This is a genomic window from Paenarthrobacter sp. NPDC091711 (assembly GCF_044756605.1).
Taxonomy (GTDB): domain Bacteria; phylum Actinomycetota; class Actinomycetes; order Actinomycetales; family Micrococcaceae; genus Arthrobacter.
Map to the genome: position 1 here is coordinate 379,114 of NZ_JBIVTF010000001.1, position 13,370 is coordinate 392,483.

At 61.6% G+C, this 13,370-nt stretch carries 10 protein-coding genes; 2 read left to right on the forward strand and 8 right to left on the reverse strand.

All coding sequences use genetic code 11. The features are described 5' to 3' along the window. Positions 1 to 115 precede the first annotated feature (115 nt). A complete protein-coding gene (gene uvrB / locus ACIQH5_RS01785; RefSeq protein WP_400399728.1) occupies positions 116 to 2,215 on the reverse strand; it encodes an excinuclease ABC subunit UvrB in 2,100 nt (699 codons plus the stop codon). A 29-nt stretch (positions 2,216 to 2,244) separates the two neighbouring features. Then, complete coding sequence (gene coaE / locus ACIQH5_RS01790; RefSeq protein ID WP_400399730.1) at positions 2,245 to 3,483, reverse strand: dephospho-CoA kinase; 1,239 nt, start codon at positions 3,481 to 3,483, stop codon at positions 2,245 to 2,247. Positions 3,484 to 3,505: 22 nt separating this feature from the next. On the opposite strand from coaE, the gene ACIQH5_RS01795 reads away from it, so the two are divergent. Continuing rightward, the gene (locus tag ACIQH5_RS01795) at positions 3,506 to 4,195 is read left to right on the forward strand and encodes an IMPACT family protein (RefSeq protein ID WP_400399732.1); all 690 of its coding nucleotides are present in this window, start codon (positions 3,506 to 3,508) and stop codon (positions 4,193 to 4,195) included. Positions 4,196 to 4,311: 116 nt separating this feature from the next. Here the strand turns inward: ACIQH5_RS01795 and rpsA are convergent, their stop codons facing one another. From rpsA to polA, 4 genes are all read right to left on the reverse strand, one after another. Then, positions 4,312 to 5,787 carry a 30S ribosomal protein S1 gene (gene rpsA / locus ACIQH5_RS01800; RefSeq protein ID WP_011774756.1) on the reverse strand — a complete coding sequence of 492 codons (1,476 nt, stop codon included), beginning with the start codon at positions 5,785 to 5,787 and terminating at the stop codon, positions 4,312 to 4,314. Positions 5,788 to 5,971: 184 nt separating this feature from the next. Continuing rightward, entirely contained in the window at positions 5,972 to 6,610 is a 639-nt protein-coding gene (locus tag ACIQH5_RS01805; RefSeq protein ID WP_400399734.1) for a polysaccharide deacetylase family protein, read from the reverse strand. 390 nt (positions 6,611 to 7,000) lie between these two features. Further along, positions 7,001 to 8,314 carry a GNAT family N-acetyltransferase gene (locus ACIQH5_RS01810; protein WP_400399736.1) on the reverse strand — a complete coding sequence of 438 codons (1,314 nt, stop codon included), beginning with the start codon at positions 8,312 to 8,314 and terminating at the stop codon, positions 7,001 to 7,003. 84 nt (positions 8,315 to 8,398) lie between these two features. Continuing rightward, positions 8,399 to 11,041 (reverse strand): DNA polymerase I, encoded by a 2,643-nt coding sequence (gene polA / locus ACIQH5_RS01815; protein ID WP_400400232.1) that lies wholly within the window; start codon positions 11,039 to 11,041, stop codon positions 8,399 to 8,401. A 160-nt stretch (positions 11,042 to 11,201) separates the two neighbouring features. Here polA and ACIQH5_RS01820 point away from each other — a divergent pair, with 160 nt between their 5' ends. Beyond that, positions 11,202 to 11,666 (forward strand): hotdog fold thioesterase, encoded by a 465-nt coding sequence (locus ACIQH5_RS01820; RefSeq protein WP_105693359.1) that lies wholly within the window; start codon positions 11,202 to 11,204, stop codon positions 11,664 to 11,666. On the opposite strand, the gene ACIQH5_RS01825 is transcribed toward ACIQH5_RS01820, so the two are convergent. Then, the gene (locus tag ACIQH5_RS01825; RefSeq protein WP_400399738.1) at positions 11,660 to 12,199 is read right to left on the reverse strand and encodes a dihydrofolate reductase family protein; all 540 of its coding nucleotides are present in this window, start codon (positions 12,197 to 12,199) and stop codon (positions 11,660 to 11,662) included. The two genes, ACIQH5_RS01820 and ACIQH5_RS01825, sit on opposite strands and share 7 nt — an antisense overlap. A gap of 78 nt (positions 12,200 to 12,277) precedes the next feature. After that, entirely contained in the window at positions 12,278 to 13,333 is a 1,056-nt protein-coding gene (locus ACIQH5_RS01830) for a hypothetical protein (protein ID WP_400399740.1), read from the reverse strand. Positions 13,334 to 13,370 lie beyond the last annotated feature (37 nt).

The following is a 13,370-nucleotide window of genomic DNA, read 5'->3' on the forward strand; positions in this document are numbered from 1 at the left end:
CAGGGTGCGGTGAATGCAGAATTTGGCGGCCCGCTAGATCCGGCGAGGCATCTGTGCCTTGCGTGCTGACGGACGTAGCGCTTGGGATACTCCCCTACGTGACCTCAACCTTACCTTAGGCGTGCCCGGCAGACTGCATCTGGCGTAATTCGCGCTTCAACTCCTTGACTTCATCACGGATGCGGGCAGCGACTTCGAACTGCAGTTCAGCAGCCGCCCCGTGCATCTGTTCGGTCAGTTGTTCAATGAGGCCCACCAGGTCTTCGGCAGGAGCTGCGGCGAGTCCGTCCTGGCGAACGGTGGCGGCACCCTTGGCGGACGTCTTGCCGCGCTTGCCACCCTTGGCCAGCCGGTTGTTGTTGAGCAGCTCCTGGGTGTCTGCGTCTTCCTTGGCCAGTTGATCGGTGATGTCGGCAATCTTCTTGCGCAACGGCTGGGGGTCTATGCCGTGGTCCGTGTTGTACTGCACCTGGATGGCGCGGCGTCGGTTGGTCTCCTCAATGGCATGTGCCATGGAATCTGTGATCCTGTCCGCGTACATGTGTACCTGACCAGAAACGTTACGGGCGGCACGGCCAATGGTCTGGATCAGGGAAGTTGAAGAACGCAGGAAGCCCTCCTTGTCAGCATCCAGAATGCTGACAAGGGAAACCTCGGGAAGGTCCAAACCTTCGCGGAGCAGGTTGATGCCCACCAGGACGTCGAAAACGCCCATCCGGAGTTCCCGGAGCAGTTCCACTCGCCGGAGAGTATCGACGTCGGAGTGCAGGTACTCCACCTTGACGCCATGACCTACCAGGTAGTCCGTGAGATCCTCCGCCATGCGCTTGGTCAAAGTGGTGACTAGAACGCGTTCATTCTTTTCCGTGCGGGTCCTGATTTCCCCCAGAAGGTCGTCAATTTGTCCCTTGGTGGGCTTGACCACTACCTCGGGATCGATGAGGCCGGTGGGACGAATGATCTGCTGAACATAGCCATCCGCTTTACCGAGCTCGTACTTGCCAGGGGTTGCGGACAGGTACACGGTCTGGCCGATGCGTTCCAGGAATTCATCCCATTTCAGCGGCCGGTTGTCCATGGCTGAGGGTAGGCGGAAGCCGAAGTCCACGAGGTTTCTCTTACGGGACATATCGCCCTCGTACATGGCGCCGATCTGCGGAATGGTCACGTGCGATTCGTCCACCACCAAGAGGAAATCGTCCGGGAAGTAGTCGATCAGGCAGTGCGGCGCAGTTCCAGCTTCCCGGCCATCGATGTGGACGGAGTAGTTCTCGATGCCGTTGCAGAAACCCATCTGCTGCATCATCTCGAGGTCGTAGGTTGTGCGCATCCGGAGCCGCTGGGCTTCCACCAGCTTCCCTTGACCTTCAAGGACCTTTAAGCGGTCAGCGAGTTCGTCCTCGATCCGTTTGATGGCACGGGCCATGCGTTCAGGACCAGCCACGTAGTGCGACGCCGGGAAAACGTACATCTCTTCTTCATCCCGCAGTACCTCGCCGGTGAGGGGGTGGAGCGTTTGGATGTTCTCGATTTCGTCGCCGAAGAACTCAATCCTGATGGCGAGTTCCTCATACATAGGGATGATCTCCACGGTGTCGCCGCGGACCCTGAAGGTGCCCCGGTGGAAGTCCATGTCATTCCGGGCGTACTGCATGGAGACGAACTTCCGCAGAAGATGGTCGCGGTTCATTTCCGCGCCCTTGCGGAGCGTCACCATGCCGGCGATGTACTCCTCAGGCGTGCCCAGGCCGTAGATGCACGACACCGTAGCCACCACGATGACGTCGCGGCGGGTCAGGAGGGCGTTGGTGGCCGAGTGCCTGAGTCTTTCCACTTCCTCGTTGATGGAGGAATCTTTTTCAATGAAGGTATCGGTCTGTGCTACGTACGCCTCGGGCTGGTAGTAGTCGTAGTAGGAGACAAAGTATTCCACTGCGTTGTTGGGCAGCAGCTCCCTGAATTCATTGGCCAGCTGCGCGGCAAGTGTCTTGTTCTGGACCATAACCAGGGTGGGACGCTGGACCTGTTCGATGAGCCACGCCGTGGTGGCACTCTTACCCGTGCCGGTGGCGCCGAGGAGGACTACGTCTTTTTCACCGTTGTTGATTCGTTCCGTCAGTTCTGCAATAGCGGTCGGCTGATCACCGGCTGGCTTGAACTCGCTGATCACTTCGAAAGGCGCGACGACACGGTTGATTTCCTGGGCAAGGCTCATGAAACCAATCTACCCCCGCCCTAGGACAGCTACTGTCCGCGTTTGCCTTCAGCAGAAGACATATACGACGGCGGCATCCAGCCTGTGCGTTGTGCCCACTCCTCCATGAGCGGCCAGGCAACATCGGTAAACCATGGTTCTTTGGCCTCCGCATAGGCGGCGGTGCAACAATCCCCCGCATCGGCGGCAGCCAACTCAAGCTTATGCGCCTGATACTGCGCCGCTGCGGACGGATCCGACCTCAACCAATCACGGAACAGCAGCGCGTACCGCCATCCCGGTGAACCGGCTACCCTGACGTGCAGGTTCACCGCACGCCCGGGATCAGCATTGGCATGGAAACGCTTTTGCCACTGCGAGGGATCAAGGTGCGGGGACTTCGGAGTGTCGCGAGTAACCTCAGGCACCGCCGGGAAGCCGGCTGCCGCCAGGACAGGCGCGATGCGGTCCGCTGTTGTGAGATCAGGCACGGCCGCTTGGAGATCGATCACGTCCTTCGCTGCCAGCCCCGGTACGGACGTTGAACCGATGTGGTCCACCGCAAGGATTTCCTGGGGTGCGGCCGCGGCAATCCGGTCTGCGAGCATGGCGCCTTGCCGGCTCCAATCAGCTGTGGAGGCAGCCAGAACAGGGACACCTTGTCGGGTGGCCCTGACACCCCGGCTCAGGTTTTCCGCGAAGGGCACCAACCGCTGCTCCCACAGAGCGTCAACCGTGGCGAGTAACTCTTCGCGGGTTCCTGAGTTGTTCAGTAGGACGTCGGCCGCGGCGTTGCGTTCATCCCGCGTGGCTTGTGAGGCCATACGTGCCACAGCGTCTTCCGTGGTCATCTGCCGAAACTCCAGCATGCGTTGAATGCGTACGTCATCGGGGGCATCGACCACCAGCACCAAGTGGAAGTTGCTGCCCTGCCCGCTTTCGACAAGTAAGGGAATGTCCTGGACCACGATGTCGCCGGGTCCGGCCCCTGAGATGGTGGCTGCAGCGGCCTGCCGGACCAGCGGGTGAACGATGCCATTGAGAACTTCACGCTGAGCGGGATCCTGAAACACAATTGCCCCGAGCTTGGGCCGGTCAAGTCTTCCCTGCGCATCCAGAATCCCAGGGCCGAACGCTTCCACCACGCGGGACAGGCCGGGAGTTCCAGGCTCCACCACCTCCCGCGCCAAGACGTCTGCGTCCACAAGGGCTGCACCCAATTCCCGCAGCCTGGAGGCCACCAGTGATTTCCCCGAGGCGATGCCGCCCGTCAGCCCAATCTTCAGCACCCTCCAACACTAGACTGAAGCGGTGGAAAAAGAGGATGACAGCCGCGCTGCAACATACACAACAATTGCGCTCGGCCCTGACTTCCGCCACGAACTGGAAATCCGCAGATCGCGTTTTATTACAGTCCTTCGCCGGTCACAGGATGAGGAAACCGCACGCTCACTGGTCAGCGACCTTCGGCGCGAATTTTATGATGCCGGCCACCACTGCTCCGCCTTCGTCATCGGTCCCGATCGGATGATTCAACGCTCCAGTGACGACGGAGAGCCCTCGGGCACAGCCGGGATCCCCATGCTGGAGGCACTTATCAAGCGTGAGACGCTACCCAAGGTGGCGGACCTCAGCGACGTCAGTGTCGTCGTCGTGCGCTATTTCGGTGGGATCCTCCTGGGAGCGGGCGGGCTGGTCCGCGCCTACTCCGAGTCGGTCTCTGCGGCCTTGGACCTGGCTCCTTTGGTTCATCGGCGGCGGCTTCGTCTGTGCGCAGTAGAGGTCCCCCACGCAGATGCCGGACGTTTGGAAAACGACCTTCGCAATGCCGGGTACGTCATGGCGGAGACCGGATACGAAGCCCGGCATGCGGTTCTTAGAATTGCCTTGCCTGATGATGCAGCCACCATCTCCGAGGCTCATGCCCGGCTGGCTTCCCTGACGGCGGGACATCTTGAGTTGCGGCCCCAAGGAACGGAGTGGGTAGACGTCCCGCTCTGAGAAGTTCGCACGCAGAGAAGACTAAAAGCGGCGAGAAGTCTTAAAGCAGAAGGACCCCTGCCCGGAGGCAGGGGTCCTTCTTTGGCTATTCAGCACATCCCGTGAGGGAGGCGGAATTAGTTGCCGGTCAGCTTCTCACGCAGTGCGGCGAGTGCTTCGTCGGACGCCAGGGTACCAGCGTTGGACTCTGCAGCAGCCGGCTCCGAGGAGTAGCTCGTGGTGCCGGAATCGCTCTCACCGGACGTTGCAGCAGCAGCGTCGTCAGCAGCGTGCTGGGCAACCTGCTTCTTGTGAGCTTCCCAGCGGGTCTGGGCGTCAGCGTACTGCTGCTCCCAAGCGGCGCGCTGGGTCTCGTAGCCCTCGAGCCATTCGTTCGACTCGGGATCGAAGCCCTCGGGGTACTTGTAGTTGCCCTCTTCGTCGTACTCAGCGGCCATGCCGTACAGAGCGGGATCGAACTCGGTGCTGTCAGCGTCAACGCCCTCGTTAGCCTGCTTGAGGGAGAGGGAGATACGGCGACGCTCGAGGTCGATGTCGATGACCTTGACGAACAGTTCGTCGCCAACGGAGACAACCTGCTCGGCGAGCTCAACGTGGCGGACAGCCAGCTCGGAGATGTGAACGAGGCCTTCGATGCCGTCTTCGACGCGAACGAACGCACCGAACGGAACCAGCTTGGTGACCTTACCCGGAACAACCTGGCCGAGGGCGTGGGTGCGGGCGAAGGTCTGCCACGGATCTTCCTGCGTAGCCTTGAGCGACAGGGAGACACGCTCGCGGTCCAGATCCACTTCGAGGACCTCGACGGTGACTTCCTGGCCAACCTCGACAACCTCGGACGGGTGGTCGATGTGCTTCCAGGACAGCTCGGAAACGTGAACGAGGCCGTCTACGCCGCCCAGGTCCACGAATGCACCGAAGTTGACGATGGAGGAAACGACGCCCGGACGAACCTGGCCCTTTTCCAGCTTGTTGAGGAACGTGGAGCGAACCTCGGACTGGGTCTGCTCGAGCCATGCACGGCGGGACAGCACAACGTTGTTGCGGTTCTTGTCCAGCTCGATGATCTTGGCTTCGATCTGCTGACCGATGTACGGAGCGAGGTCGCGGACACGACGCATCTCCACGAGCGATGCGGGCAGGAAGCCACGCAGGCCGATGTCCAGGATGAGGCCACCCTTGACAACCTCGATGACGGTACCGGTAACGACACCGTCTTCTTCCTTGACCTTCTCGATGTCGCCCCAGGCACGCTCGTACTGAGCGCGCTTCTTGGAGAGGATCAGACGGCCTTCTTTGTCTTCCTTGGTGAGAACCAAAGCTTCGACCTGATCGCCAACGGCGACGACGTCACCGGGATCAACATCGTGCTTGATGGAAAGCTCGCGGGAAGGGATGACACCTTCGGTCTTGTAACCGATGTCGAGCAGAACTTCGTCGCGGTCGACCTTGACGACGGTACCTTCGACGAGATCTCCGTCGTTGAAGTACTTGATGGTGGCGTCGACAGCTGCGAGGAAGTCCTCAGCGGTACCGATGTCGTTAATCGCGACTACGGGGGTACCGGGCTTCTCGGTGGAGGTGATGGTCATGTAGTAGGGGCTCCGTTGTGGATAGTTAGTCGGTCAGGCAAACCGCTGCCGTCCGGGTCCGGACGGCAGAACACGGCAAATTACCGGGTCATCCTGATTTGTGGATTAATACAAAATGGATGCATGCACGTAGTACACGCCCGTTTATTCTAGTCGCATAGGCAAAGCAGGGTCAAAAGGAGTGTTACGGCATCAGGACGTCCCGGAGGCGGCCAAACGAGACTCCATGATCGAGAAGCCGCGGCAGGGAGCGCGCATATCCGCCAGCTGTGCCTGAGGCCGGCCTGTTGAAGTGTGAGATAACGATGTCACCGGCCGCGGCCCGCCCCACCTCGGCGGCGACGGTGGCCGCCGAATACGTGGCACCGCCGTCGCCGTTAACCGTGAAGTTGACCGGCAACAAACCAAGCCTTCGCGTCATAGCCACAGCGACGTCGTCGTAGAACGCGGTTCCTGGACGGAAGAACTGCGGGACCTTTCCAGTGAGACCCTGCAGGATCTGCTGGTTGCCCATCAGTTCATCGTAAGCCGCTGCAACAGAAGCGGTCCCCTGAATGCCGTAAGCGGACTTGCCGTTCACCGAGAGAGGCAGGTGGGCGGTGCCGTGATTGGCGAGTTCGAACAGCGGGTCAGCGGCCAGTTCTGCGGACAACCCCGGGTTGGCGTGAATCCATCGGCTGTTGATGAACAGCGTTGCAGGGACGTTGAGTCGACGAAGGGTCTCTAAGAGTGCGTGATCGCACCCTGTGCCTCCGTGACCTCCACATGCATCAAAGGTCAAGGCAACTTTGGCGGACGCTGAACCATTCACCACCCCCGTCACGTGCAGCCCCCATTCTTTGGGGTGGCGCCCGGCGAACTCCGCCAGGATGTGCTGTTTCGCCGGCGGTGCGGTTACAGGTGTGGTCGGGGCGAGAGCTGCGGAAGCCTGCTCGCTGGACCTGGCGGCAATGGAAGGCGGCGGCGTGGCCGGACCTGTTGCTGGCGCATGACCCGTTGCCGGCCCCGATCCGGAGACTGCTGTTCATGCCGAGCTTCCGCTGTTCGCGCAAGCCGACAGTGCAGCAGAAGCCAATCCTGCCATTCCAAGCAGCACTGATCGCCGGCCGGCCAACGGCCGCCGCTTGGAATCCCCCATGGATATCCCTATCTGATGATGACTATGTTGTTTGTGGTGGTTGCGGTGTCCGTGGTCGCGGTTGCTTGACGCTGCCTAGAAGTGCGTCAGGCAGTGCGCGGATCTTTCCACGGCAAAAAGTTGCTGCGCCAGGTAGGCAGCTCCCGGAGTGTGTTCGTGAAGGCGACCGGCCGCCGCCAAGGTCACCGGCGAAACAGCGCCAAGGTAAATGGAGGCGAGATCGGCCACGTCCAGGCTGAGGTCTGGCGCCTCGCCGGAGGCATCAGTGACGACGGCGGCAGCACCGCCGTCGGACTCAAGAACCCAGGTGCCGCCCGCCATCTCCAGAGAATCGCTCACTTCCAGCACCAGCTTGCCGGCCGCAGGGAACTTCCTGGCGCGCAGGGCGGCAGGTGTATCCAGGATCCGGAGCCAGAGCATGTCGCGGATTTCAGAGGCCTCGATGCACCTGGGATCCACCAGCGCCCATGCCAGGGGATCGTCCACAGGAGCTTCGGCCCACGTCACTTCATCAATGAGATCGATGCTGCCCAGGAATCGCCACAGGTCAAGGTAAGCCGCGTTGCTCGCCGCTACGAGGTCCACGATTTCCATGGTGTACGGCTTGTGGTCCCATCCCTTGAAGCGGTAGGAAACGTAGCCGTCCAAAGACCCGGAAGGATCGTAGTGGAGGGCGCAGCGGACGGACGTATCCGGTTTACCGTCATGGCCGATGGAGCCAGAGGCCAGCAGGCGGTAATACTCCTGCCGGTCTACGGAACCCGGCGAGAGCCGCTGGACACGTTCGAAGACCTTGGGAGCAACGTCCAACAACACCGAGGGATCAGCGACTTCAACTGTGCCTTCCGGAAGGCCCCGGAGCTGGAAGCGCGGGCCGGTATCAACCTTGATGCTCCGCTCGAAGGTGGCTACACCAAAGCCGAAGCGGCCATAAATGGACGCTTCGGACGCCGTAAGGGCTGCAATCGCCAGGCCGTCATCCTTTGCAGCTTCCAAGTCTGCCGTGATCATTCCCCGCAGGATGCCGTTCCGCCGGTGGGTGCCGCGGACTGTCACAGCTGTGACGAGGTTGGATTCCAGTTGGCGGCCAAAACCTATGTTCAAAGCCTTACGCATGGTCGCGTACGTTGCCACCGGAACCTCTGCGCCAAGGGAGTGCTCCGGGACGCTGCCATTGATGTAGACACCTGTCAGCTCGCGTTGATCTGTTTGGTACGACGCCAAGGTCTTAGCGAGGAACTCATCATCGCGCCTCTGCTGATGGAATCCGTGGGAGACAGCCTGTACCCAGGTGGTGCAGCGGCTGTAGCCGGCGTGATCTGGGTCAGCTACGGCGGGGAATCGTTGGACGGTGTACTTTCCGGACGTGTTTTCATTGGGATCGGCCACGCCTTTGAGCCTAGCCAGACGCCGAAGGGCGCGCCACCATCTCGGCGGCGCGCCCTTCGGCGTTCCCTTGAATCCTTGGCGTATCTAGTGCCCGGCCTCGTACCAGCTGGAACCAACGCCAATCTGGACGTCGAGAGGGACTGACAATTCAGCTGCGGAGCCCATCTGTTCGATGACGAGCTTCTCCACTGCCTCGCGCTCCCCCGGGGCAACTTCGAGGACAAGTTCGTCGTGGACTTGAAGGAGCATGCGTGATGTGAGGCCTTGGCTTGCGAGCTCTGCAGCGACGCCCAGCATGGCCCGCTTGATGAGGTCCGCGGCCGAGCCCTGGATGGGCGAGTTGAGGGCGATGCGTTCGGCTGCTTCGCGCGCCTGGCGGTTGGTGCTGGTCAGGTCCGGGAGGTAGCGACGTCGACCCTCGATGGTTGCCGTGTAGCCATCCGTTCGGGCCTGATCCACGACGCCACGCAGGTAGTCACGCACGCCGCCAAAGCGGTCGAAGTAGTCCTTCATCAGCGTTCGGGCCTCATCCACGGAGATCTCCAACTGCTTGGACAGTCCGAAGGACGTCAGACCATACGCCAAGCCGTAGGACATCGCCTTGACCTTGGAGCGCATGGCGCTGGTGACTTCGGCTGGCTCAACGTTGAAGATCCGCGAGCCGACGAAGCGGTGGAGGTCCTCGCCATCACGGTAGGCCTGAATGAGGGCCTCATCCCCGGACAGGTGGGCCATGATGCGCATTTCAATCTGGGAGTAGTCGGCCGAAAGCAAGCACTCGTAGCCTTCGCTGACCACGAAGATGCCGCGGACACGACGACCCTCCTCGCTGCGGACCGGGATGTTCTGCAGGTTGGGGTTGTTGGACGAGATGCGGCCTGTGGCTGCAATGTTCTGCGCATACGTGGTGTGGATACGCGCGTCATCCGCAACAGACTTCTTGAGGGTTTCAACCATCTGAGCCAGTTTGGACGACTCACGGTGCGCCATGAGCTGGACCAGGAATTCGTGTCCGGTCTTCTCCAGCAGGCCCTTCAAGGACGCGGCGTCGGTGGTGTAGCCCGACTTGATCTTCTTGGTCTTCGGCAAGCCGAGTTCCTCGAAAAGGACTGTCTGCAACTGCTTGGGCGAACCGAGGTTTACCTCGTGCCCGATCGCCGCGAAAGCCTGCTCCTGGGCGTTCTCGATCACCTTGGTGAGGTCAGCGAGCTGCTCGTCCATGCGGTCCGTGGACACAAAGATGCCAGTCAGTTCCATCTGCGCCAGCACTCGTGCCACCGGAAGTTCGAGCGTCGTCAACAGGGCGTCGGCCTTGATGTCGGCAAGTTCCGTTTCGAAGTGCTTGCTCAGGGCATGCACGACGGCGGCATGCTGGACGAGCGCTGCTGCGGCAGCCTGGTCTGTTTCACCCGAGAGGTCGAGCTCCAGCTGCCCGGACTGTGCAGCGGCCGTGGCAAGTGAGATTTTCAAGTGCACTTGGGCGAGTTCGGCGAGATCGTAGCTGCGGCGGTCCGGCTGGATCAGGTAGCCGGAGATGGAGGTGTCATCCACCACGCCTTCCAGGCCGAGGCCACGGTTGTGAAGAGCCTTCAGTGCCGACTTGAACTCGTGCAGCACCTTGGCTTCCTCGGGGTCCTTGAGCCACCGGTCCAAGACCGACTCAGCCGCAGCGTCCAGCCCCGTCAGTTCGATGTACGCTGCTCCGTTGCTCCTGACAACAGCCAGGGCACTCGCGTCATCACCGATGCGCCCCGGGACAAGCTGCACTGCCAGCGCCGAACGCACCCCGGATCCGGCTGCGAAGAAGGACTCAAGTTCAGCAGCATCTGTGAGGACAGAATATTCCGGGGCATCAATGGTGTCCGGGGCTTCTCCGGCGGTGTCGTCACCGTAGAGATCGAACAGGCGCGTGCGGAGCGTCCGGAATTCCAGTTCCTCGAAAAGATCCTCGATCGCCTGGCGGTCCGGACGTGGCTCATGCAAGTCAGCCAAGGTGAGGGGAAGGTCAAGGTCCGTCAACAGCCGGTTGAGCCTGCGGTTGCGCTTGACGTTCTCAATATTCTCCTTAAGGGCGCCGCCCACCTTGCCGCCGATGGAGTCAAGGTTTTCCAGGATGCCTTCAAGGCCTCCGTAGAGATTGATCCACTTGGCAGCAGTCTTGGGGCCAACACCTGGAACGCCGGGGAGGTTGTCCGCAGTTTCGCCTACGAGGGCGGCGAGGTCGGAATACAAACCGGGCTTGACGAAGTACTTCTCCTCGATGGCCGCGGCGTCCATCCTGGGAATGTTGCTCACACCCTGCTTGGGGTACAGCACGAAGACGTTGTCGTTGATCAGTTGGAACGCGTCCCGGTCCCCGGAGACAAGAAGGACTTCGAAGCCCGCAGCGTCACCCTGTGCTGCCAGCGTGGCCAGGACATCGTCAGCTTCATATCCGGGCATCGCAATGGTCCTGATACCCCAGGCTTCCATGACCTTGGCTATGAGGCCGATCTGGCCGGCAAACTCCGCAGGCGTGGCATTCCTGCCGCCTTTGTATTCGCTGTACTCCGCCTTGCGGAACGTGGTGTCATCCGAGACGTCAAAGGCCACGGCAACGTGGGTGGGCTTCTGGTCCTTGATCAGGTTGATCAGCATGGAGGTGAACCCATGCACGGCGTTGGTGTATTGGCCCCTGGCGGTCGAGAAATTTTCTGCGGGCAGGGCGTAGAAAGCCCTGAACGCCATGGAGTGGCCGTCCAGGACCAGCAGCCTGGGCCGGCCCTCCCCCGCGGCGCTGATCGACGTTGTAGCAGAGGGGGTGGGTGCTGTTGCGATGGCAGCAGCTTGGGCCGTTGGAACCTGGTCCGGTTTGGTTGTTTCACTCACAGGTGCCAGCCTAGTTGGCATGATGGACAATTTCACGCCGAACCGGTTTGTCGACGAGCTCAATGAAGCAGGTGTTCCGGAAGAGTTCCACGATTGGCTCTCAGCGCATGGCGTTGGTGCCCTCGTGGTGAAACTGGGTATCCGGTTCACCGAAATGAGCGCGGAGCGCACGGTGGCCACCATGCCTGTGGAAGGAAATACGCAGGTGGCGGGCATCCTCCACGGCGGCGCCCATGTTGTCCTCGCCGAGACCTTGGGTTCGTTCGCTGCATCGCTCCATGCCGGGCGGGGCCGCCACGCCGTAGGTATAGAGGTGGGAGCTACACATCACCGTTCGGTGGCCAGCGGCACCGTGACCGGCACCTGCACAGCCATCCATCTCGGTGGAACCCTGGCAACTCACGAGATTGTTATCACCGATGACAAAGGCCGCCGGCTCTCAACTGCCAGGATCACCAACATGATCCGGGATAACCGTCACTGAAGCCGGTAGTGCAGCTCAGCCGCAGCCCCGCCAAGGATCTTGGACGACACCAACTCAAGCGGCGCCGTCGGGCCGTTAAGCGGCAGCAGCCGCTTGCCCGCGCCCAGCACCACGGGAATGATGGTGACGATCATCTCGTGGAGCAGCCCGGCATTGGCGAACTGCGCCACGAGGTGGCCTCCACCCACCAGCCAGACATTCTTGTCTCCTGCGTCCTTGAGTAAGTCCGGTGCGAACTCGCGGACGTCGCCACGAACAAAAGTGATATCCGATCCGGCCGGTGCCGAGTACTCATGGTGGGTGAAGACCCAGCACGGAGTGTTCGGATACGGCCATGCGCCGGGCTCGTGCTCCATGAGCCAGCGATAGGTGTCGCCGCCCATGGCGATGCATCCGACGCCTGCCATGAAAGACTCGATGCTCTCATTGACGCCCTCTGCTTGGTCGAACTGGAGGAGCCAGCCAAGGTCGTCGTCAGGTGAGGCGATGAAGCCATCAATAGTTGAAGCAACGTAATACTGGAAAATCGACATGGCCCCAGCCTAGGTCAGTGTTCCCGGCACAGGACAGTGTTCCCGAGCTAGGAAAGTGGCCCCGCTCCATAGGACCCGTCAGGGCCGCGGAGGACTTGGTTCGGCGGCAGATGACGGTGTGCTGCCGGGCACCGCGGGGTCGTCGTAGAAGAACGTCACCGTTCCGGCAACCTCCACCGTGTCCGTGATGGAGATGCTGATGGTCCTCCTGCCGTTAGCCGGAGGCATCCGCAGATACAACGTTTGGTAGTCCCCTCCCCCGGCAACAATGTCCGGAACAGTGGGAACGCCATCCATCAGGATGTCTCCCACCCGCACGTAGTATCCGTCCAAGCGAACTATGGTGCCCCCTGACGCGGGGCCCGAAGCGCGGGGCATGCCAACGACTGCTCGCAGATCCTCGTCCACGACGGTCAGCCCCAGCAATTGCCGGGGGCAGGCTTCGCCGGGCCCGGGTTCCGCTGTGAAGATACTGCCGGGATTGCTGCGGTACTGCGATACCAGCAATGCCGATGTGGCCGCCACCCGGAACTCAAGGCACTGCTTTTGGGAGATGCGAGGAGTCCTGGCTACGGCGACGGACGCCTCCTGCCAGTCATCGTGGTCGCCGGTCTGAAGGGCCTGGCAGACGGCGGCGCCTGCCTGCCAGACGGCAGCGTCTGCGGCGCCCTCAACGCTCTGAGCCAAAGCGTCGCATTGGAAGTGCTGCAGCATGAGGTACCGCTGGCCTGAGACGGGATCATCTGCAGCGATGGGCCCCTCGGGCACCCAGCTCACCACGATGGGATCCTGCGGGGGCTCCACGGTGGTCTCCCGGGGCTCCGGAGCGCGCTCGGGTTGACTGCCGCTGGTGGAACTAGCTGTCGGTTCGACGCCGGTGGGTTGCGCGGGTGCGGTGGCCTGCGGGGTGGCTGCCGGTGTTGAGGTGGTTGGCGGTGAGGCCGGCGGTGAGATTGCTTGTTGAGAAGTGTGATCCGCGGAGGCCGCCGGGGACGAGGAGGCCGCCGGGGACGCGGCGGACGTCAGGTCGGGTGGGAGGCCGTCCGTTTCCGGAGGAATGCAGGCCGAAAGACCCAGCACCACAGCAGGAACCAGCGCCAGTCGGACGAGTTGGTTCCGGAGAAGGAACGTCATAACGGCCCCGTATCTGCCGGATCAGATTCACGCAGCT